This is a genomic window from Pseudomonas sp. B6(2017) (assembly GCF_002112765.1).
In the GTDB taxonomy this organism is placed as follows: Bacteria; Pseudomonadota; Gammaproteobacteria; order Pseudomonadales; family Pseudomonadaceae; genus Aquipseudomonas; species Aquipseudomonas piscis.
Map to the genome: position 1 here is coordinate 320,809 of NZ_NEIQ01000001.1, position 20,979 is coordinate 341,787.

Consider the following 20,979-nt stretch of genomic DNA (forward strand, 5'->3'; position numbering starts at 1 on the left):
TCTCCTGCCGTAGGCTGTGATCCCGCGCCGTGCTACGTCGACCAGGCATAGGCTCAGACGGCCTCGTTGGACTCGTCCTCGAAAGCAGCGAAAAGCGGCTCGTCTTCGACGATCTCGGCTTCGGCGATGGCTGCATAGTCGATCAGGCCTTCAGCGATTTCGCGCAGGGCGACAACGGTAGGCTTGTCGTTTTCCCATGCTACTTTCGGCTCTTTGCCGCCGGTGGCCAGCTGGCGGGCACGCTTGGTAGAGAGCATGACCAGCTCAAAGCGGTTATCCACGTGTTCTAGGCAGTCTTCAACGGTTACGCGGGCCATGGTCTTCCTCGTAGCAAATGCAATAAGCGCGGTGCCCGGATGGGCGAGCGGACTCAACAGTTTAAAAAATCACCAGCGTTTAGGGAAGCGCTGATTTTTTGACCAAGCCCTTCAACGCGCTGCAAGCACCAATGTAAAGCGCTTGCAGCGGTTTTGGGAAGTGCTGTTTTCAACCCAGCAATTCAGCCAGCAATTTGCCGAAACGCTGTTGCTGGCGCTTCTGCTGCAGCTGGTTGGTGCGGAAAATCGCTTTCAGGTCGTCCAGGGCATGGGCGAAGTCGTCGTTGATGATCAGGTAGTCGTAGTCGACGTAGTGGCTCATCTCGCTGACCGCTTCACGCATCCGGCCTTCGATGATCTCGTCGCTGTCCTGGCCGCGATTGGTCAGGCGCTGGCGCAAGGCTTGCTGGGATGGCGGCAGGATGAAGATCGAGCGGGCCTGGGGCATCAGCTTGCGCACCTGCTCGGCGCCCTGCCAGTCGATTTCCAGGATCAGGTCGTGGCCTTCGTCCAGGGTTTGCTGCAGATGGCTCTGGGAGGTCCCGTAGAGGTTGCCGAAGACCTCGGCGCGCTCGAGAAAGTCGCCGTGCTCGATCATCCGCACGAACTCTTCGCGCTCGACGAAGTGGTAGTTCACCCCGTTGGTCTCGCCCGGGCGCATGGCGCGGGTAGTGTGGGAGATCGAGACGCGGATGCTGGCATCGGCGTCGATCAGGGCCTTGACCAGGCTGGTCTTGCCCGCGCCCGAGGGGGCGGAAATTATGTACAGGGTGCCGGTGCTATGGGTCATGTCAGTTGCCTTACTCAATGTTCTGCACTTGTTCGCGCATCTGCTCGATCAACACCTTGAGGTTGACCGCAGCCTGGGTGCTGCGCGGGTCGAAGGCCTTGGAGCCTAGTGTGTTGGCTTCGCGATTGAGCTCCTGCATCAGGAAGTCCAGGCGCCGGCCGGCGGCGCCGCCGGACTTGAGTACACGGCGAACTTCGATGATGTGCGTGCTCAGGCGATCCAGTTCTTCGGCGACGTCGCTCTTCTGCGCCAGCAGGACCATCTCCTGCTCGAGACGAGTCGGGTCCAGCTCGGCTTGCATGTCGGCGAAGCGATCGAGGATCTTCTGCCGCTGCGTCGCGAGCATCTGTGGAACCAGTTCGCGCAGGGTCGCCACGTCTTCTTCTATAGAGGACAGGCGCTCGTTGATCAGCCGGGCCAGCTCGGCGCCTTCGCGCTCGCGGCCATTCTTCAATTCCTTCAGGCCTTGGTTGAACAGCGCCAGGGCCTCGTTGTTCAGGGCCTGCGGATCGTTGGCATCCGCGACCAGGACTCCGGGCCAGGCCAGGACTTCCAGGGGGTTGAGCGCGGCTGGTTGCTTGATCAGGCTGGCAACGGACTCGGCGGCGGCCACCAGCTGCGCGGCGCGCTCGCGGTCGACCTGCAGCGGCTTGCCGGTGGTTTCCTCGGTGAAGCGCAGGGTGCACTCGACCTTGCCTCGCGACAAGCCCAGGCGCAGGGCCTCGCGGACCGCGCCTTCCAGGTCGCGAAAGGCTTCAGGCAGGCGCAGGTGCGGTTCCAGGTAGCGACTGTTGACCGAGCGCAATTCCCAGCTCAGGGTGCCTTGGGTGCCGGCCCGTTCTACCCGGGCGAAGGCGGTCATGCTGTGCACCATGGAGGTCCCTCCGATTCAGCGCCGGCGCCAACCATGAATGGATTGGGTGGGCTGATAGTGATGAATTAAAGCCGACAGGCTGCGAAGGCGCAGGATTGTAGCGCAGTGCGGTGGGAGCCCCCAAACCCTGGCGTGGGCTCATAGTGACAGGGCTTTGCCGGGGCAAATTGACCTTTGGCGGTTTTTGGTCTGCCCTGGCGCGGTCGCGGGCCTTATAATGTTCGGCAGTTTTCCGTCCTCGTACAGGTGTTCCTCTATGAAACGTCCAAGTGGTCGCGCTGCCGATCAGCTTCGCTCGATCCGCATCACCCGCAACTACACCAAACACGCCGAGGGATCCGTACTGGTCGAGTTTGGCGATACCAAAGTGATCTGCACGGTCAGCGTCGAGAACGGCGTGCCGCGCTTCCTCAAGGGCCAGGGCCAGGGTTGGCTGACCGCCGAATACGGCATGCTGCCGCGCTCCACCGGTGAACGTAACCAGCGTGAAGCCAGCCGTGGCAAGCAGGGCGGCCGGACCCTGGAGATCCAGCGCTTGATCGGCCGTTCGCTGCGTGCTGCGCTGGACATGTCCAAGCTTGGCGACATCACCTTGTATGTCGATTGCGATGTGATCCAGGCCGATGGCGGTACCCGTACCGCATCCATCACTGGCGCCATGGTGGCCCTGGTGGACGCCCTGAAAGTGATCAAGAAGCGTGGTGGCCTCAAGGGCGGTGACCCGCTCAAGCAGATGATCGCCGCGGTCTCGGTGGGCATGTACCAGGGCGAGCCGGTGCTGGACTTGGACTATCTTGAAGATTCGGCGGCTGAAACCGACCTCAACGTGGTGATGACCAGCACGGGTGGTTTCATCGAGGTCCAGGGCACTGCCGAAGGCGCGCCGTTCCAGCCGGCCGAACTGAATGCGATGCTGGCCTTGGCCCAGCAGGGCATGACCGAGATCTTCCAACTGCAACAGGCCGCCCTCGCCGATTGATCCAGGCGGCCATGGCAAGGAGAGCGTTATGAGTGATGAGCAACTTCCGCTGCCTACGCCGAGCCATGAGGTTCGGCAATGGGCGATGTTCTGTCACCTGTCTGCCTTGCTGGGGCTATGGATTCCGTTCGGTACGCTGATCGGGCCGCTGATCCTCTGGCAGATGAAGCGCGAGACCGACCCCTTCATCGACGCCCAGGGCAAGGAGGCGTTGAACTTCCAGTTGACGGTCGCCATAGCCTCGGCGGTGTGCTTCCTGCTGATGTTCGTGCTGATCGGCTTCGTCCTGTTCGGCCTGCTGGCGTTGGGCGCCCTGGTGCTGACCATCATCGGCGGAGTCAAGGCCGGGGAGGGCGTGCCTTATCGGTATCCCTTCACCTGGCGGCTGGTCAAGTAGATTGAGCGAGCACAAAAAAGCCGACATTGATGTCGGCTTTTTTGTGGGGTATGCAAGGACGCTTAGATGGTCAGCGTCCAGTCATAGTCCACGATCAGCGGTGCGTGCTGCGAGAAGCGCGGCTGGCGCGGCAGGCGCGCGCTACGTACGAAGCGCCGTAGGCCGGGAGTCAGCAGCTGGTAGTCGAAGCGCCAGCCCAGGTTGAGCATCTCGGCCTGCTCGTTGTCCGGCCACCAGCTGTACTGGTCGCCTTCACGGCTGACTTCGCGCAGGGCGTCGACATAACCCATATTCCCGATGATCTCGTCCATCCAGGCGCGTTCGGGCGCCAGGAAGCCCGGAGACTGCTGGCTGTCGCGCCAGTTCTTGATGTCCAGCTTCTGTTGCGCCACGTACAACGAGCCACAGTAGATGTACTCGCGCCGCTTGCGCCGCTGCTTGTCCAGGTAACGGGCGAAGTCGTCCATTAACTTGAACTTCTGGTTCAAGTCTTCATCGCCGTTCTGCCCTGATGGAAGCAGCAAGGTCGCGATGCTGACCTTGTCGAAATCGGCTTGCAGGTAGCGCCCGTAACGATCGGCTGTTTCAAAGCCGAGGCCGCTGATGACCGCCTTCGGCTGCAACCGCGAGTACAAAGCCACGCCACCTTGGGCGGGAACTTCAGCATCGCAGGCATAAAGGAAGTAGCCATCCAGTTGGAAGGCTGGGTCGTCCAGTTCAAAGGCGGAGGCGCGGGTGTCCTGCAGGCAGATGACGTCGGCATTCTGTGCCTGCAGCCAACTGAGCAAACCGCGCTCGACTGCAGCCTGAATACCATTGACGTTCACACTGATGATCCGCATAAATGGCCCCAAAAATCACGTGCGTGTATGATACCCGAGCTCTACCTAATTAGCTAAATCCGTGGTATCTGGGGTTTTTTCATGCAGGCGTATCAGCGCGATTTCATTCGTTTTGCCATCGATCGCGGGGTTTTGCGCTTCGGTGAGTTCACCCTGAAGTCCGGGCGTACCAGCCCCTACTTCTTCAATGCCGGCCTGTTCAACAGCGGCACGGCCCTGGCCCAGCTGGGGCGTTTCTATGCTGCGGCGATCGTCGACAGCGGCATTTCCTTCGATGTGCTGTTCGGGCCGGCCTACAAGGGCATTCCCCTGGCAGCGGCGACCGCAGTCGCCCTGGCCGAGCATCACCAGCGCGACCTGCCCTGGTGCTTCAACCGCAAGGAAGCCAAGGCCCATGGCGAGGGTGGCAGCCTGGTGGGCGCGCCGTTGACCGGCGATGTACTGATCATCGATGACGTGATCACTGCCGGTACGGCCATTCGTGAAGTGATGCAGATCATCGGCTCCCAGGACGGCGCCAGGGCGGCCGGCGTACTGATCGCCCTGAACCGCCAGGAGCGCGGTAACGGCGAGCTGTCGGCGATCCAGGAAGTCGAGCGCGACTTCGGCATCCCGGTGGTAAGCATCGTCTCGCTGAACCAGGTCCTGGAGTTCCTGGCGGACGATCCGCAGCTCAAGCAGCACCTGCCGGCGGTGGAAGCCTATCGCGCGCAATTCGGCGTCTGAGTATTGCTGCGAGGCCTGCCCGTGATAGCGGCCTGCCTGGTGCGCCGATATCGCGGACAAACTCAGCTCCTGCAGAAGACGCAAAAAAAGACCCCGCCAGGCAAAGCCCGGCGGGGTCTTTTTCATTGCTGCTTTAAGGGCGCTTGCGATTGCTGATCAAGGTGCCCACGCCGGTGTCGGTGAAGATCTCCAGCAGGATCGCGTTGGGCACGCGACCATCGATAATCAGCGAGCTGCCCACGCCGCCCTGTACCGCTTCCAGGGCGCAGCGGATCTTCGGCAGCATGCCGCCGTAGATGGTGCCGTCGGCGATCAGCTCGTCCACTTGCTGGGTGCTCAGGCCGGTCAAGACCTTGCCCGACTTGTCCATCAGGCCGGCGATGTTGGTCAGCAGCATCAGCTTCTCGGCTTTCAGGGCCTCGGCCACCTTGCCAGCCACCAGGTCGGCGTTGATATTGTAGGACTCGCCATTGGCACCCACGCCGATCGGTGCGATCACCGGGATGAAATCACCCTTGACCAGCAGGTTCAGCAGGTCGGTATTGATGCCTTCCACTTCGCCCACATGGCCGATGTCGATGATTTCCGGGGTGGTCATTTCCGGCGTCTGGCGGGTCACGGTGAGCTTCCTGGCCCGGATCAGCTCGGCATCCTTGCCGGTCAGGCCGATGGCGCTGCCGCCATGGCGGTTGATCAGGTTGACGATGTCCTTGTTCACCTGGCCACCGAGGACCATCTCCACCACGTCCATGGTCTGCGCATCGGTCACGCGCATGCCATCGACGAAGTGGCTTTCGATCGACAGGCGCTTGAGCAGGTCGCCGATTTGCGGTCCACCGCCGTGTACTACCACCGGGTTTATCCCTACAGCCTTCATCAACACGATGTCGCGGGCGAAGCCGGTTTTCAGCTCCTCGCTTTCCATAGCGTTGCCGCCGTACTTGATCACCAGGGTCTTGCCGACATAACGGCGGATATAAGGCAGCGCTTCGGATAGGACCTTGGCGGTATTGGCGGCGGCGTCGCGTTCGATGGTCATTCAGGGCTCCGGTGCTTCAAACAATCAAAACGGTAGTTGGAGATCAGGTGCAACACGTTTCAGTTGGACATGGAACACGTCCTTAATCCGCTGCAGTTCGGCTGCATTGTCAGCCTCGAAGCGCAGCACCAGCACAGGGGTGGTATTGGAGGCGCGAACCAGTCCCCAGCCCTTGGCATAGTCGACTCGCACCCCGTCAATGGTGGTCAGGTTGGCACCCTCGCCCCACTGTGCGTCGTGCAAGGCATCAATGATGCTGAATTTGCTCTCTTCGGTCACATGGATATTGATTTCCGGCGTGGAAATATCGTTCGGGAAGGTGGCGAACAACTCTTCCGAAGTGGTTTTTTCCTGGCTGAGGATCTCCAGCAGGCGTGCCGCGCTGTAGATGCCGTCATCGAAACCGAACCAGCGCTCCTTGAAGAACACATGGCCGCTCATCTCGCCGGCCAGCAGGGCGCCGGTCTGCTTCATTTTCTTCTTGATCAACGAGTGACCGGTTTTCCACATTAGCGGACGGCCGCCATATTCCTTGATCAGTGGAACCAGGCGCCGGGTGCATTTGACGTCGAAGATGATTTCCGCGTCCGGGTTGCGCGCCACCACATCCTTGGCGAAGAGCATCAGCAGGCGATCGGGGAAGACGATGCTGCCGGTGTTGGTCACTACCCCGACCCGGTCGCCATCGCCGTCGAAGGCCAGGCCCAGGTCGGCCCCGGTTTCCTTGACCTTGGCGATCAGGTCCTCGAGGTTCTCGGGTTTGCCCGGGTCCGGGTGGTGGTTGGGGAAGTTGCCATCCACCTCGCAGAACAGCGGGATGACTTCGCAGTTCAGGGCCTCGATCAGTTGCGGGGCAATGACCCCGGCTGCGCCGTTGCCGCAATCGACCACCACCTTCATGCGACGGGCCAGCTTCACGTCCCGGGTGATCTCCTCGAGATAGCGCGGCAGGATATCGACCTTGGTGACACTGCCCTGGGCGCTGCTCAGGTTGTTGCTCTTGAGGCGCTCGTGCAGGGCCTGGATCTGTTCGTTGGCCAGGGTGTCGCCAGCGATGACGATCTTGAAGCCGTTGTAGTTCGACGGGTTGTGGCTGCCGGTGAGCATCACCCCGGATTTGCCAGCCAGTACATTGGCTGCGTAGTACAAGGCCGGGGTCGGAACCAGGCCGACATCGCTGACGTGGCAGCCGCTGTCATGCAGGCCCTGGATCAGCTGAGCCACCAGTTCTGGTCCGGACAGGCGGCCGTCACGGCCGACGCAAACGTTGGGTTCGCCCTGGGCCAGGCTCTGGGAGCCGATGGCGCGGCCGATCCAGTAGGCGGTTTCGGCGTTCAGGGTTTCCGGTACAACGCCACGGATGTCGTAGGCGCGGAAGATGCTGTCGGGAAGTTTCGGGGCGACTTTGGCTGCGGTGCTCATCACTGAGGGTGCTCCATCTGAAGGGGGTGCGGTACGGCCGTGGAATGACAGGCCGGCAGGCTCAAACTGAAGGGTATGACGGCGTTTTCAGCATAGAGTTCGTACTGCGAAAGTGCCATCGGGGGGTTATGGCTGGTGTGCCATCAGCCTGAAGCCGGGGCGGTTGGGGCGGATTCGCCGGCGATGACCGACGATCGTTCATCCTGAAATTTCCCAGGTGAGATGATCGGGCCGGGCAGGGCGCCCGGCCCGCAGCCAGCCTCAATGGCTACCGGAGTGGCCGAAACCGCCAGCTCCGCGCTGGCTCTCATCGAATGCCTCGACTACCTCGAAGTGGGCCTGGACCACAGGTACCAGCACCAGCTGGGCGATACGCTCGCCGACAGCGATGTTGAAGGCACTCTGGCCTCGGTTCCAGCAGGACACCATCAGTTCGCCCTGGTAGTCCGAGTCGATCAGGCCCACGAGGTTGCCCAGCACGATGCCGTGTTTGTGGCCCAGGCCGGAGCGGGGCAGGATCAGGGCGGCCAGGCCCGGGTCGCCGATGTAGACCGACAGGCCAGTAGGGATCAGCAAGGTCTGGCCCGGCTCCAGTACGGTGTCTTCCTTGAGCATGGCGCGCAGGTCGAGGCCGGCGGAGCCTGGCGTGGCGTACTGCGGCAGGGGGAATTCGCTACCGATGCGTGGGTCGAGGATCTTGGCTTGTAAAGCGTGCATGCGAGTTAAACCTGGTTCAGCCGTTCGGCGATGAAGGAGATCAGCTGGCGGGCAATCTTGCCCTTGCTGGTCTGGGCGAAGAGGGTTGCGTGCAACTCTCGGTCAATCACGCTACAGGCGTTTTCCTCGCTGTTGAAGCCAATGCTCGGGTTGGCCACGTCGTTGGCGACGATCAGGTCGAGGTTCTTGTCCTTCAGTTTGCGTGCAGCGTAGTCGAGCAGGTGTTCGGTCTCGGCGGCGAAGCCGACGCTGAATGGGCGGTCAGGACGGGTGGCGATGGTGGCCAGGATGTCCGGATTGCGCACCATTTGCAGCAGCAGGCCGTCACCGTTCGTAGGGTCTTTCTTTAATTTTTGTGGGGCAACGACTTCCGGGCGGTAATCCGCGACCGCCGCAGAGGCGATGAAAATGTCGCATGGAATGGCCGCCTCGCAGGCCGCCAGCATGTCGCGAGCGCTGACGACGTCGATCCGCGTGACTCGGTCGGGGGTTGGCAGGTGCACTGGTCCGGTGATCAGGGTGACCCGGGCGCCGGCTTCGACGGCGGCCTCGGCCAGGGCGAAGCCCATTTTCCCTGAGCTATGGTTGGTGATGTAGCGCACCGGGTCGATGTTTTCCTGGGTCGGCCCGGCGGTGATCAGTACATGCTTGCCGGTCAGGGCCTGGTGCTGGAAGCAGTCGGCGGCGCACAGTGCCAGGTCGTTGGCTTCGAGCATGCGGCCCAGGCCGACATCGCCGCAGGCCTGGCTGCCGGAGGCCGGGCCGAATACTCGCAGGCCGCGGCTCTGCAGGAGCTGGGTGTTGGCCTGGGTGGCAGGATCGCGCCACATGGCCTGGTTCATGGCCGGGGCGATGGCCACGGTGGCGTCGGTGGCCAGGACCAGGGTGGTCAGCAGGTCATCGGCGATGCCCTGGGCCAGGCGGGCGATCAGGTCGGCCGTGGCCGGGGCGATCAGCACCAGGTCGGCCCACTTGGCCAGCTCGATATGGCCCATGGCGGCTTCGGCCGCCGGGTCCAGCAGGTCGAGGTGGACCGGATGCCCGGAGAGGGCCTGGAGGGTCAGCGGGGTGATGAATTCACAGCCGCCCCGGGTCATGACCACGCGCACTTCGGCGCCCTGGTCGAGAAGTCGGCGAACCAGCTCCGCGCTCTTGTAGGCGGCAATGCCGCCACCGACGCCGAGCACGATGCGTTTGCGATACAGCCGCTGCATAGGCCTGTCTTTCCGTTCAGAGATTACTGCGTGGAGTTCCCCTCCCCAGGTGAAATACCACGCAAAAAAGAGGGGGCTAAGATAGCACAGCGTCCGCCATGGAACAGCGGCGCCATGCACAGGGAGGTGTGATGAGCATTCGTGATTGGCCCGCGGCGGAGCGCCCGCGGGAACGGCTTCTGGAGCAGGGCGCGCTCAGCCTTTCCGATGCCGAGTTGCTGGCGATCTTCCTGCGTACCGGTATCGCCGGCAGGAGCGCGGTCGACCTGGCCCGGCTGCTGTTGCAGCGTTTTGGCAGCTTGCGCAGCCTGTTGGAGGCGGACCAGCTGACCTTTACCCGCCAGCCGGGGTTGGGACCGGCCAAATATGCGCAGTTGCAGGCCGTGCTGGAAATGGCCCGGCGCAACCTCGCGCAGGAGCTGCATCGGCACTCCGCGTTGGAAAACCCACTGGTGGTGCGCGATTACCTGAAGTCGATGCTGCGGCACGAACCCCATGAGGTGTTCGGTTGCCTGTTCCTGGACACCAAGCATCGGGTCCTGGCGTTCGAGATCCTGTTCCATGGCTCGATCGATAGCACCACGGTGCATCCGCGCCAGGTGATCAAGCGCACCCTGGCCCACAACGCCGCGGCGGTGATCCTCTGCCACAACCACCCGTCGGGCATTTCCGATCCCAGCCCTGCGGACCGGGTGGTCACCCGGCGCTTGCAGCAGGCATTGGAGCTGATCGATGTCAGGGTGCTGGATCACTTCATCATCGGCGAGGGCGATCCGCTGTCGATGGCCGAGTACGGCTGGCTCTGAACCCGAGGCAAGCCCGCTACTCCGGGGCTTGCCATGGTGGGTAGGGGGAGGCTAGCGGAGGCTGACCTTGGAGTAGTCCTGGCGGCCGAAGGGGCTTACCTGGTAGCCCTGGACCTGCTTGCGGGCCAGGGCGAAGGCGGTCGGGTGGGCCAGGGGCAGCCATAGCGCCTGCTGCTGGATCTGGGTCTGGGCCTGCTGGTACAGCTTGCTGCGTACGCCTTGCTCGCTGGTGGTCTTGCCCGCGGTGATCAGCTTGTCCAGGTTCTGGTCGCAATAGCGGGCGAAGTTGGTCCCGGACTTGACCGCCGCGCAGGTGAACTGTGGCGAGAGGAAGTTATCCGGGTCGCCGTTGTCGCCGGCCCAGCCCATGAACAGCAGGTCGTGCTCGCCAGCCTTGGCCCGGCGAATCAGTTCGCCCCATTCGATCACGCGGATCTCCGCCTGGATCCCCACCTGGGCCAGGTCCGACTGGAGCATTTGCGCGCCCAGGCTCGGGTTGGGGTTGAGCAGGCTGCCGGAAGGGCGGGTCCAGATGGTGGTCTGGAAGCCGCTCTTGAGCCCGGCCTTGGCCAGGAGCTGGCGGGCTTTTTCAGGATCGAAGGCGTAGCCCGGCAGTTCCTTGGCGTAGCTCCAGGTGTTGGGCGGGTAGGGGCCATTGGCCGCTTCGGCAGTGCCTTCGAAGACCGCCTTGAGGTAGTTGGCCTTGTCGAATGCCAGGTTGATCGCCTGGCGCACCTCGGGTTTATCCAGTGGCGGGTGCTGGCTGTTGATGGCGACGAAGGCGGTCATGAAGGCCGCGGTGTGCTCGACCTTCAAGGCTGGGTCGGCGCTGGCGGCCTGGACATCCAGGGGCTTGGGCGACAAGGCGATCTGGCATTCGTTGCGCCGCAGTTTCTGCAGGCGCACGTTGGCATCCGGAGTGATGGCGAAGATCAGCGTGTCCACTGCCGGCTTGCCGGCGAAGTAGTCGCGGTTGGCCTTGTAGCGGATCGCGGCGTCCTTCTGGAAGCGGCCGAAGATGAACGGCCCGCTGCCGATCGGTTGGCTGTTGAGCTTTTCCGGGGTGCCGGCCTTGAGCAGCTGGTCGGCGTATTCCGCGGAATAGATCGAGGCGAAACCCATGCTCAAGGTGGCGAGGAAGGTGGAGTCGGCATGGTCCAGGGTGAAGCGCACGGTCAGCGGGTCCAGGGCGTCGATCTTCCTGATCAGGCCGGGAAGCTGCAGGGACTGGGCGTGGGGGAAGCCGCTCTGGGCCACCTGGTGCCAGGGGTTGGCCGGGTCGAGCATGCGTTCGAAGCTGAACTTGACGTCCTCGGCGGTCATCTCGCGGCTGGGGCTGAAGTATTCGGTGCGGTGGAATTTCACCTTCGGATGCAGCTTGAACACATAGGTCAGCCCATCGGATGAAATCTCCCAGCTGTCGGCCAGGCTGGGGACCACCTTGCCGCTACTGGCATCGAACTCCACCAGGCGATTCATCAATACGTCGGCGGAAGCGTTGGTGGTGGTCAGCGAGTTGTATTGCACCACGTCGAAGCCTTCCGGGCTGGCTTCGGTGCAGACGCTCAGCGCGGCGGCCTGGGCCAATGGGCTCAGGAGGGGGGCGAGCAGGAGCGGGAGGGCGGCAAGACGCATGGTCGGGTTCCTTGTGCAGATCGAAAGCCCATCTGCGAGTGCAGTCTGGAATTGCCTTACCCTAGTGACCTCGTGGGAAAATGACTATCCCTTTCGTACCGTCCAACTGCCACCTGGAGGCTGCCTGTGGGCCTGCGGGAGGGTTGCCCTGCAACGTTGGCGGCGCCTGGAAAGTATTCAGCGACGAGTGGTCATTTTCTGCGGTAGCCTTTGCCGCAGGCGTCCGGCGCAAGAAAATCAGTACTTTTCATCATCCCGAGCGCAGCGGCTGTTGTTGCTATGGGGTCTTTCTGGTATAAAGCAGCGCTCTTTTCTAGGGGCCCGGTTCCTTGCACCTGCAGGCGTAGCCGGTAAGACCCTAAAGAAACGCGGCGCCTGGCGCCAAATGACTGAGAGATTAAGCGGCCAACCCATGCCGGGTTGGGCATGTGGTTTTAGAGGGCTGAGGCATGTCTAGAGTCTGTCAAGTTACCGGTAAGGGTCCGGTGACTGGGAATAACATTTCCCACGCAAACAACAAAACCCGTCGTCGTTTCCTGCCGAACCTGCAGCATCACCGCTTCTGGGTTGAGTCCGAGAAACGTTTCGTGCGTCTGCGCGTATCTGCCAAAGGCATGCGTATCATCGACAAGCGCGGTATCGACGCCGTTCTGGTCGACATCCGTCGCGATGGCGGCAAGGTTTAAGGGAGCTAATCATGCGTGAATTGATTCGTTTGATCTCGAGCGCCGGTACTGGTCACTTCTACACTACCGACAAGAACAAGCGTACTACTCCGGACAAAATCGAGATCAAGAAATACGATCCGGTTGTTCGTAAGCACGTGATCTACAAAGAAGGCAAAATCAAGTAATTGATTTTTCTTCTGACAAAAAAACCCGCCTTCAAGCGGGTTTTTTTGTGCCTGCGATTCAGGCTTTCTGTTCGAAGGCCACGTAGACCTTGCGGCAGGGTTCCAGCACTTCCCAGGTGCCCCTGAAGCCGGCCGGGATCACGAAACGGTCGCCCGCGCGCAGGGTCTTGGCGTTGCCGTCGTTGTCGCGCAGGACCGACACACCCTGCAGGATCTCGCAGTATTCATGCTCGGTGAAGTTCACCGTCCACTGGCCTACGGCGCCTTCCCAGATCCCGGCATTGAGTTGGCCGCAGGGGCTGGCGTAGTGGTTGAGCACCGCTTGCTCGGGGTCGCCCTTGAGGATCTTTTCTGCGGCGGGCCGATAGCGTTCGACCTCGGTGGCGGCCTGGCTGAAGTCGACGACGTTGTGGATGCTCATTGCTGGATTCCCCCGTGATTACGGCGTGAGTGGCTATGAAGGGCAGAGTCTATGTTTATTAAAATGCACATAGCAATCCGGTTTGCCCGGGCTCTGTCAAATATATTGAAAGTACCGGTCCCGCTGGTTTAGGGTGGCGAGTGCCTCGGGCCGAAGACAGGCTGGCCGGGCAGAATTCTTCAAGAGTGCCAGCGTCGTTCGCGTGGCGCTTGCATCCACAACAAGAGGAGGCTACTCGCATGACCACCCTGACTCGTGCCGACTGGGAACAACGCGCCCGGGAACTGAAGATCGAAGGCCGCGCCTATATCAACGGTGAATACACCGCTTCGGTTTCCAATCAAACCTTCGAATGCATCAGCCCGGTAGACGGTCGTGTGCTGGCCACCATCGCCAGTTGCGATGCGGCAGACGCCCAGCGCGCGGTGGAAAATGCCCGCGCTACCTTCAACTCCGGTGCCTGGTCGCGCCTGGCCCCGGCCAAGCGCAAGTCGGTGATGATCCGTTTCGCCGGCCTGCTCAAGCAGCACGCCCAGGAGCTGGCCCTCCTGGAAACCCTGGACATGGGCAAGCCCATCACCGACTCCCTGGAGATCGACGTTCCCGGCGCGGCGCAGGCCCTGAGCTGGAGCGGCGAGGCCATCGACAAGATCTACGACGAAGTCGCCGCCACTCCCCATGACCAGCTGGGCCTGGTCACCCGTGAGCCAGTGGGTGTGGTCGCGGCCATCGTGCCGTGGAACTTCCCGCTGATGATGGCCTGCTGGAAGCTGGGGCCGGCGTTGTCCACCGGCAACTCGATAATCCTCAAGCCATCGGAGAAATCGCCACTGACCGCGATCCGTATCGCTGCCCTGGCGGTTGAAGCCGGCATTCCCGCCGGTGTGTTCAACGTGCTGCCAGGCTACGGCCATACCGTCGGCAAGGCCCTGGCCCTGCACATGGACGTGGACACCCTGGTATTCACCGGTTCCACCAAGATCGCCAAGCAGCTGCTGGTGTACTCCGGCGAGTCGAACATGAAGCGCGTCTGGCTCGAGGCCGGCGGCAAGAGTCCGAACATCGTGTTCGCCGATGCCCCCGACCTGCAGGCCGCCGCCGAATCCGCGGCCAGTGCCATTGCCTTCAACCAGGGCGAAGTCTGCACCGCCGGCTCCCGCCTGCTGGTGGAGCGCTCCATCAAGGACAAGTTCCTGCCCATGGTGCTCGAGGCCCTCAAGGCCTGGAAACCGGGCAACCCGCTGGACCCGGCCACCAATGTCGGAGCCCTGGTGGATAGCCAGCAGATGAACACCGTGCTGTCCTACATCGAGGCCGGCCACGCCGACGGCGCCAAGCTGCTGGTCGGCGGCAAGCGCACCCTGGAGGAAACCGGCGGCACCTACGTCGAGCCGACGATCTTCGACGGCGTCAGCAACGCCATGAAGATCGCCCAGGAAGAGATCTTCGGCCCGGTGCTGTCGGTCATCACCTTCGACACTGCGGAAGAAGCGATCCAGATCGCCAACGATACCCCTTACGGGCTGGCGGCAGCGGTGTGGACCGCGAACATCTCCAAGGCCCACCAGGCTGCCCGGGCCTTGCGTGCCGGCAGTGTATGGGTCAACCAGTACGACGGTGGCGACATGACCGCGCCGTTCGGTGGCTTCAAGCAATCGGGCAACGGCCGTGACAAGTCGTTGCACGCATTCGACAAGTACACCGAGCTGAAGGCGACCTGGATCAAGCTCTGAGTCCCTTGTGTCCAGTCCGTCCCTGAAGGGGCGGGCGATCGTAGCGCAGCCGGGCTTTCCGCAAGGGAAGTCCGGCTGTGTTGTCTGTGCCTTGCAGAACAATGATCCACAGGAGCGTGGAAATGCGTTGGGCGACCTATTTCGCCGTTTTATCCGCTGTCCTGAGCGTGGGCCTGGCCCTGGGCATGACCATGCCGCTGGTGTCCTTCCGCCTCGAAGGCTGGGGCTACGGGCCCTTTGCCATCGGCGTGGTCGCGGCGATGCCGGCTATCGGCGTATTGCTCGGGGCGAAGATTTCCAATCGCCTGGCGGCCCGCCTTGGCACCGCCAGCCTGATGCGCCTGTGCCTGTGGGCGGGGGCGGTGTCCATCGGCTTGCTGGCGCTGTTGCCCAGCTACCCGGTGTGGCTGGTGCTGCGGCTGATCCTGGGCATGGTGCTGACCATCATCTTCGTGCTCGGGGAAAGCTGGATCAACCAGCTGGTTGTGGAGCAGTGGCGCGGGCGCCTGGTGGCGCTGTATGGCAGCGGCTACGCCCTGAGCCAGCTGGCCGGACCCTTGCTGCTGGGAGTGTTGGGCACCGAGCATGACTACGGCTTCTGGGTGTCGGTCGGCCTGCTGGCGGTGGCGCCCTTGTTCCTGCTGGGCCGCAGCGGTGCCCCGGCCACCGAGTCGTGCAGCGTGACCCTGGTGGGCCTCTGGCACTTCTGCAAGGCATTGCCGGCGATTGGCTGGGCGGTGGCGCTGTTCGCCACCTTCGAGGCGCTGATCCTCACCCTGTTGCCGGTGTATTGCCTGAGCCAGGGTTTCAGCGAGGACATCGCCCTGGCGATGGTCAGTACCGTGGTGGTGGGCGATGCCTTGCTGCAACTGCCGATCGGCGCCCTGGCCGACCGGATATCGCGCCGTGGGTTGTTCACCGGCTGCGCGGTGATCCTGCTGTGTTCCAGCCTGGCCATTCCGCTGCTGCTGGATAATCGCTGGCTGATCTGGCCGCTGTGGGTGCTGTTCGGCGCCAGCGCCGGTGGCTTGTTCACCCTGTCTCTGATCCTGATCGGCGAGCGCTATCGCGACGATGCACTGGTGCGGGCCAATGCCCATGTGGCCCAGCTCTGGGGGATCGGCTGCCTGGTCGGTCCCCTGGTGGCGGGAGCGGGCAGCCAGTGGGTCAGCGGCCATGCCATGTTGCTGCTGGTGGCGGCCGGTGCCTTCGGGTTGCTGCTCCTGCTGCTGCGCCCAGGCGCCTTCGGTAGCCCCCAGGCCCAGCCCTCGTAGTGGCTAGAGCATGCGTTCCAGGCCGATGCGGGTGCTCAGCCAGGCGTTGATCCGGCGCCACCAGCTGCCAGGCTCGTAATCCAGGCTGTGCAGCCGGCCCTGGTCCTCGGTGACCCAGGTCAGCTTGCCGTCCTCCAGCCTGACCTCGTAGCTCAGGGCCGGCGCCATCCCCTGCCGGGCCAGCTCGCGCACGTGCCCGGCCAGCTCCGGGCTGTCCACCAGCACCCCGACCTCGGTGTTCCACAGCACCGAGCGCGGGTCGAAGTTGAACGAGCCGATGAAGCTCTTGCGCTGGTCGAAGATCATCGCCTTGCTGTGCAGGCTGGAGTCCGAGCCATGGATGGAGCCACCGTGAAACAGCCTGGGCCCGCTGCCGCCGCGCTCTCCAGGCTGGCGTCGCAGCTCGTAGAGCTTGACCCCGTGCTCCAGCAGTGCCTTGCGATAGGGTGCGTAGCCGCCATGCACCACCGGGACATCGGTGGCTTCCAGGGAGTTGGTCAGCAAGCTCACCGCGACCCCGGCATCGGCGCGGCCTGTCAGGTATACCAGGCCGGACTGGCCGGGGACGAAGTAGGCCGAGACCATGATCAGCTCCTGGCTCACGCGCCGTAGTTCCGGTGCCAGCTGGGTGGTCAGCAACAGTTGCGGATCGGGGTCGCCCTTGGCCAGGACCTTGGCCGGCGCGTCCCACAGCGCCTGGTTCCAGGCCCAGATCAGTTCCCTGCGCCAGAGCTCCATGCGCGGCTGGGTCTGGTAGGCCATCAGCTGTCGATACAGCGCCTGGTTCTGCCGGCGACTGTCCTGCAGCGATTGCTCCAGGCGTAGCCGGGTGTTGTCCAGGTCGTTGGCCGATGGGGCCCGGGACAGGAACTCATCCACCGGCTTGCTCAGGGCGCTGTTCCAGTATTGGTCGAAGCTGTGGCCCAACTGCTCGGCCACCGGGCCGACGCTGAGCATGTCGATGTCGGTGAAGTTCAGGTTGGGCTCGGCATCGAAGTACTCATCCCCCAGGTTGCGCCCACCGACGATGGCCACGCTGTTGTCGGCCAGCCACAGCTTGTTGTGCATCCGCCGATGTTGCTGCGAGAGGTTGAACAGGCGGCCCATGGAGCGGGTGAGGACGGTGCTGCGCCCCAGGTGCAGGGGGTTGAACAGGCGGATCTGGATCTGCGGGTGGGCCGCCAGGGTGGCGATGATCTGGTCCAGGCCGTCGCTGGTGGTGTCGTCCAGCAAGATGCGTACCCGCACGCCGCGATCGGCGGCCTTGAGCAGTTCGTCCACCAGCATCCGTGTGCTGATGCCGTCGTGGACGATGTAGTACTGCAGGTCGAGGCTGCTTTGCGCCCGGCGAATCAATTCGGCGCGGGCCATGAATGCCTCGGTGCTGTTGGGTAGCAGGCGAAAGCCCGAGCGCCCTTGGTAGGGAGCGGCCTGGGCCTTGATCGATTGGGCGAACGCCGAGTCAGTGGCGGCCAGGGCCTGGCTAGGCCGGGGTGGCGTTTGTGGAGTGGCGCAGCCGCCGAGCCCGAGGCCCAGCAGCAGAAGCAAGGAGAACGCCTGTTTACGGCTCAAGTCGGGTTATCTCGTATCACTGCACGGGGTACATGCCTGGCTTGGGACGAAAGGGGCAGGCGTCAGTCCTGGATGTCGCTGAGTAGCTGGCTGGCCGCGGCGCCGACCTTGCGTACCGCGTCCTCGACCTGCGGGGTTGGCTTGGCAGCGTAGTTCATCCGCAGGCAATTGCGGTATTTGCCCGAGGCGGAAAAGATGCTGCCCACGGCGATCTGCACCCCCTGGTCCAGCAGGATGCGGTTGAGCTTCAGAGAGTCGAAGCGCTCGGGAAGTTCGATCCACAGCAGGAAGCTGCCTTGCGGGCGGCTGGCGCGGGTGCCGGCGGGAAAGTAGCGGCTGACCCAGTCCAGCATCAGGTCGCGGTTGCGCTGGTACTGGTTGCGCATCTTGCGCAGGTGGGGCTCGAAATGGCCGCCCTTGAGGAACTCGGCGATGGCCACCTGGGGCTGCGGAGCCGTGGAGCCGGTGCTGATGTACTTCATGTGCAGCACCCGTTCCAGGTAGCGCCCGGGGGCTACCCAGCCGATGCGCAGGCCCGGCGCCAGGGTTTTCGAGAACGAACTGCACAGCAGCACGCGGCCATCATCGTCGAAGGACTTGATGGTCCGTGGGCGTGGGTAGGTGTAGGCCAGTTCGCCATACACATCGTCCTCGATGATCGCCACGTCGAAGCGCTGGGCCAGGGTCAGCAAGGCGCGCTTGCGCTGCTCGGGCATGATGTAGCCCAGGGGGTTGTTGCAGTTCGGGGTCAACTGTATGGCCTTGATCGGCCACTGCTCCAGGGCCAGCTCCAGGGCTTCCAGGCTGATGCCGCTGACCGGGTCGGTGGGGATCTCCAGGGCCTTCATGCCCAGGCCCTTGAGGGTCTGCATGGCGCCGTGGAAGCTCGGCGAGTCCACGGCGACGATATCCCCGGGCTGGCAGATGGCGCGGATGCTGGTGGACAGCGCTTCATGGCAACCGGTGGTGATCACCAGGTCGTTGGCTCCCACCTGGCAGCCTGAATCCAGCATCAACCGCGCGACCTGCTCGCGCAACTCCAGCACGCCGTAGATGTTGTCGTAATGCAGGCCGGGCATGTCCTGGCGGCGGCTGAGCCGGGCCAGGGCCCGCAGCAGCGGCTTCATGGTCGGCGTGGTGATATCCGGCATGCCGCGTCCCAGCTGCACCACGTCCTTGCGCGGCACTGCGCGGACCAGCTCCAGCACCTGGTCCCACTGGGAAATCTCCACCGGCCGCTGGGCCGGGCGGCCCACTGCGGGCAGGGCCGGCAGCTCGCGGCTGGGCGGCACGAAATACCCCGACTTGGGCTTGGGCATCGCCAGGCCGTTGTCCTCGAGCAGGCGATAGGCCTGCTGCACCGTGCTCAGGCTGACTCCATGCTCGAGGCTCAAGGCACGCACCGACGGCAGCCGGTCGCCGGGTCGGTAGAAGCCCTGTTCGATGCGGGTGCCCAGGAGTTCGGCGAGATTCACATAGAGGGTCATGCTGTTGCCTCGTAGTGGTGGGCGTGAGGACCGGTACAGATCGGCAAAAAATCCAGGATTCAGCAGGATTCTGGCTAAATCTGTATGGAGTTAATACAGATGCTTTGGCTCTGTATCGGTTTTTGCTTGCCACGCATCATGTCGGCTCATGGCAACTTGAGCAACAGGAGCGATGCAGATGAGCGGCTTGAGCGATGTGCGGCTGTCGTTACACAGTCAGGAACTGGTGGCGGAGCAGGAACAGGCAGTGGAGCGAGCATCGTCCCGTTCCGCGCCTTCCGGCCTTGGTCGCTGGGGCTTGTACTGGCATCGGCTGAGCACGCGCAGGGCCCTGCTGGAGATGCCGGCCGAGCAGTTGCGGGATATCGGCCTGAGCCCTGACGAAGCCCGGGAAGAAGGGCTCAAGCCCTTCTGGCGGCGGTAGCGGCGCTTGCCTGCCAGGGGCCCTTGGCCCTGGCAGCGGGGAAGGTTCCTGGTGTTCAGGCCAGTTCTTTCAGGCGATGCCAGAGCATGCCCAGGGCCAGCAGTGGCGAACGCAGGTGCTTGCCGCCGGGGAAGGTGATGTGCGGCACCTTGTCGAACAGGTCGAACCCCCCACCGTGCTGGCCGCTGATGGCTTCGCCCAACAGCTTGCCCGCCAGGTGCGTGGCATTCACTCCATGGCCCGAGTAGGCCTGGGCGTAATACACATTGGGCTGGTCCTTGAGCCGGCCGATCTGCGGCAGGCGGTTGGCGCCGATGCCGATCATCCCGCCCCACTGGTAGTCGATCTTCACGGCGGACAGCTGCGGGAACACGTCCAGCATCTTCGGCCGCATGTAGGCGGCGATATCCTTGGGGTCGCGCCCGGAGTAGTGGCAGGCGCCACCGAACAGCAGGCGCCGGTCGGCCGAGAGCCGGTAGTAGTCCAGGGCCACTCGCTGGTCGCAGACGGCCATGTTCTGTGGCAACAGCTCTTGGGCCTGGTCCGGGCTCAGGGGCTCGGTGGCGATGATGTAGCTGCCGGCCGGCAGGACCTTGCCGCCCAGTTGCGGATTGAGGTCGTTGAGATAGGCGTTGCAGCCCAGCACCAGGGTCTTGGCGCGCACCGTGCCGCGGGCCGCATGCACCTTGACCTCGGCCCCGTAGTCGATGCGGGTCACGCACGAATGTTCGAACAGGCGCACCCCCAGCCGTTGGGCGGCCTGGGCCTCGCCCAGGGCCAGGTTCAGCGGGTGCAGGTGGCCGGAGCCCATGTCGACTAGGCCGCCGACGTAGCGCTTGGAGCCCACCACGCTGTGCATTTCGCTGGCCTGCAGCAGACGGGTCTCGTGGCGATAGCCAAGGCTGCGCAGTTCCTCGGCTTCTTCGGCAAAGCCTTCGAGCTCGGCGGGTTTGTTGGCCAGGTCGCAGTAACCCCAGGTCAGGTCGCAAGGGATCTGGAAACGCTCGATGCGCTGGCGGACGATCTCCACCGCCTCCAGGCCCATGAGTTTCATCTGCCGCACGCCTTCGCTGCCGATCACCTTGGTGAACTGCTCCAGGCCGTGGCCGACGCCGCGAATCAATTGCCCGCCATTGCGCCCACTGGCGCCCCAGCCGATTCGCCGGGCTTCCAGCAGAACCACGCTGAGGCCGCGCTCGGCCAACTCCAGCGCGGTGTTGAGCCCCGAGAAGCCGCCGCCGACCACGCATACGTCCGCGACCTGCTCGCCGGCCAGGGCCGGATAGTCCGGTTGTGGCAGGCTGCTGGCGGCGTAATAGGAAGCGGGGTGCCGGTCGCTGGCGGCGTGCTGGAGGCTGGCGGGCATGAAGGGCGTCGTCCTGATCGGGTCTGGAAAATGCACGGAGGATAATCCGCGCCTTTCCGGCGGGGCAACCGCAGGGCGGTCGGCGCTGACC

General features: G+C 63.5%; 21 protein-coding genes and 1 pseudogene. 9 read left to right on the forward strand and 13 right to left on the reverse strand.

Going from position 1 to position 20,979, the window contains the following annotated elements:
* Positions 1-53: 53 nt before the first annotated feature.
* The 3 genes from rpoZ to CAG11_RS01540 form a co-directional block, all read right to left on the reverse strand.
* Positions 54-317: a DNA-directed RNA polymerase subunit omega gene (gene rpoZ, locus CAG11_RS01530; RefSeq protein WP_007921129.1), complete on the reverse strand. Its 264-nt coding sequence runs from the start codon at positions 315-317 to the stop codon at positions 54-56.
* Between the two features lie 169 nt (positions 318-486).
* Entirely contained in the window at positions 487-1,107 is a 621-nt protein-coding gene (gene gmk / locus CAG11_RS01535; protein ID WP_022641844.1) for a guanylate kinase, read from the reverse strand.
* Between the two features lie 10 nt (positions 1,108-1,117).
* A complete protein-coding gene (locus CAG11_RS01540) occupies positions 1,118-1,981 on the reverse strand; it encodes a YicC/YloC family endoribonuclease (protein ID WP_085594214.1) in 864 nt (287 codons plus the stop codon).
* Positions 1,982-2,237: 256 nt separating this feature from the next.
* Between CAG11_RS01540 and rph the strand changes: the two genes are divergently transcribed.
* Entirely contained in the window at positions 2,238-2,960 is a 723-nt protein-coding gene (gene rph / locus CAG11_RS01545; protein WP_022641842.1) for a ribonuclease PH, read from the forward strand.
* Between the two features lie 28 nt (positions 2,961-2,988).
* Entirely contained in the window at positions 2,989-3,357 is a 369-nt protein-coding gene (locus tag CAG11_RS01550) for a DUF4870 domain-containing protein (protein WP_085594216.1), read from the forward strand.
* Between the two features lie 62 nt (positions 3,358-3,419).
* Here the strand turns inward: CAG11_RS01550 and CAG11_RS01555 are convergent, their stop codons facing one another.
* Positions 3,420-4,199: an exodeoxyribonuclease III gene (locus CAG11_RS01555; RefSeq protein WP_011064227.1), complete on the reverse strand. Its 780-nt coding sequence runs from the start codon at positions 4,197-4,199 to the stop codon at positions 3,420-3,422.
* Between the two features lie 81 nt (positions 4,200-4,280).
* Here CAG11_RS01555 and pyrE point away from each other — a divergent pair, with 81 nt between their 5' ends.
* On the forward strand, positions 4,281-4,925 hold the full coding sequence (gene pyrE / locus CAG11_RS01560) for an orotate phosphoribosyltransferase (RefSeq protein ID WP_022641841.1): 645 nt from the start codon (positions 4,281-4,283) through the stop codon (positions 4,923-4,925).
* Positions 4,926-5,058: 133 nt separating this feature from the next.
* Here the strand turns inward: pyrE and argB are convergent, their stop codons facing one another.
* From argB to coaBC, 4 genes and pseudogenes are all read right to left on the reverse strand, one after another.
* Entirely contained in the window at positions 5,059-5,964 is a 906-nt protein-coding gene (argB, locus tag CAG11_RS01565; RefSeq protein WP_085594219.1) for an acetylglutamate kinase, read from the reverse strand.
* Between the two features lie 24 nt (positions 5,965-5,988).
* A pseudogene (locus CAG11_RS01570) lies at positions 5,989-7,389 on the reverse strand (phosphomannomutase/phosphoglucomutase); the annotation flags it as partial.
* A 258-nt stretch (positions 7,390-7,647) separates the two neighbouring features.
* Entirely contained in the window at positions 7,648-8,103 is a 456-nt protein-coding gene (dut, locus tag CAG11_RS01575) for a dUTP diphosphatase (protein ID WP_022641837.1), read from the reverse strand.
* A gap of 5 nt (positions 8,104-8,108) precedes the next feature.
* Complete coding sequence (gene coaBC, locus CAG11_RS01580; protein ID WP_022641836.1) at positions 8,109-9,317, reverse strand: bifunctional phosphopantothenoylcysteine decarboxylase/phosphopantothenate--cysteine ligase CoaBC; 1,209 nt, start codon at positions 9,315-9,317, stop codon at positions 8,109-8,111.
* A 131-nt stretch (positions 9,318-9,448) separates the two neighbouring features.
* Here coaBC and radC point away from each other — a divergent pair, with 131 nt between their 5' ends.
* Positions 9,449-10,123: a DNA repair protein RadC gene (gene radC, locus CAG11_RS01585; RefSeq protein ID WP_053133645.1), complete on the forward strand. Its 675-nt coding sequence runs from the start codon at positions 9,449-9,451 to the stop codon at positions 10,121-10,123.
* Positions 10,124-10,174: 51 nt separating this feature from the next.
* Here radC and CAG11_RS01590 read toward each other — a convergent pair whose 3' ends face one another.
* On the reverse strand, positions 10,175-11,758 hold the full coding sequence (locus CAG11_RS01590; protein WP_085594223.1) for an ABC transporter substrate-binding protein: 1,584 nt from the start codon (positions 11,756-11,758) through the stop codon (positions 10,175-10,177).
* A 449-nt stretch (positions 11,759-12,207) separates the two neighbouring features.
* On the opposite strand from CAG11_RS01590, the gene rpmB reads away from it, so the two are divergent.
* Positions 12,208-12,444 carry a 50S ribosomal protein L28 gene (gene rpmB / locus CAG11_RS01595; protein WP_031320695.1) on the forward strand — a complete coding sequence of 79 codons (237 nt, stop codon included), beginning with the start codon at positions 12,208-12,210 and terminating at the stop codon, positions 12,442-12,444.
* A gap of 11 nt (positions 12,445-12,455) precedes the next feature.
* Positions 12,456-12,611, forward strand: coding sequence for a 50S ribosomal protein L33 (gene rpmG, locus CAG11_RS01600; RefSeq protein WP_003177274.1), 156 nt, complete (start codon positions 12,456-12,458; stop codon positions 12,609-12,611).
* 58 nt (positions 12,612-12,669) lie between these two features.
* Here the strand turns inward: rpmG and CAG11_RS01605 are convergent, their stop codons facing one another.
* Positions 12,670-13,032 carry a cupin domain-containing protein gene (locus tag CAG11_RS01605; RefSeq protein WP_022641832.1) on the reverse strand — a complete coding sequence of 121 codons (363 nt, stop codon included), beginning with the start codon at positions 13,030-13,032 and terminating at the stop codon, positions 12,670-12,672.
* A 239-nt stretch (positions 13,033-13,271) separates the two neighbouring features.
* Between CAG11_RS01605 and CAG11_RS01610 the strand changes: the two genes are divergently transcribed.
* Positions 13,272-14,765 carry an aldehyde dehydrogenase gene (locus CAG11_RS01610; protein WP_022641831.1) on the forward strand — a complete coding sequence of 498 codons (1,494 nt, stop codon included), beginning with the start codon at positions 13,272-13,274 and terminating at the stop codon, positions 14,763-14,765.
* 122 nt (positions 14,766-14,887) lie between these two features.
* The gene (locus tag CAG11_RS01615; RefSeq protein WP_085594225.1) at positions 14,888-16,039 is read left to right on the forward strand and encodes an MFS transporter; all 1,152 of its coding nucleotides are present in this window, start codon (positions 14,888-14,890) and stop codon (positions 16,037-16,039) included.
* Between the two features lie 3 nt (positions 16,040-16,042).
* On the opposite strand, the gene CAG11_RS01620 is transcribed toward CAG11_RS01615, so the two are convergent.
* A complete protein-coding gene (locus CAG11_RS01620; protein WP_085594227.1) occupies positions 16,043-17,611 on the reverse strand; it encodes a phospholipase D family protein in 1,569 nt (522 codons plus the stop codon).
* A gap of 62 nt (positions 17,612-17,673) precedes the next feature.
* Positions 17,674-19,098: a PLP-dependent aminotransferase family protein gene (locus CAG11_RS01625; protein WP_085594229.1), complete on the reverse strand. Its 1,425-nt coding sequence runs from the start codon at positions 19,096-19,098 to the stop codon at positions 17,674-17,676.
* A gap of 178 nt (positions 19,099-19,276) precedes the next feature.
* Between CAG11_RS01625 and CAG11_RS01630 the strand changes: the two genes are divergently transcribed.
* The gene (locus CAG11_RS01630; RefSeq protein ID WP_053133659.1) at positions 19,277-19,522 is read left to right on the forward strand and encodes a DUF1127 domain-containing protein; all 246 of its coding nucleotides are present in this window, start codon (positions 19,277-19,279) and stop codon (positions 19,520-19,522) included.
* A 55-nt stretch (positions 19,523-19,577) separates the two neighbouring features.
* On the opposite strand, the gene CAG11_RS01635 is transcribed toward CAG11_RS01630, so the two are convergent.
* A complete protein-coding gene (locus tag CAG11_RS01635) occupies positions 19,578-20,888 on the reverse strand; it encodes an FAD-binding oxidoreductase (RefSeq protein ID WP_085594231.1) in 1,311 nt (436 codons plus the stop codon).
* Positions 20,889-20,979 lie beyond the last annotated feature (91 nt).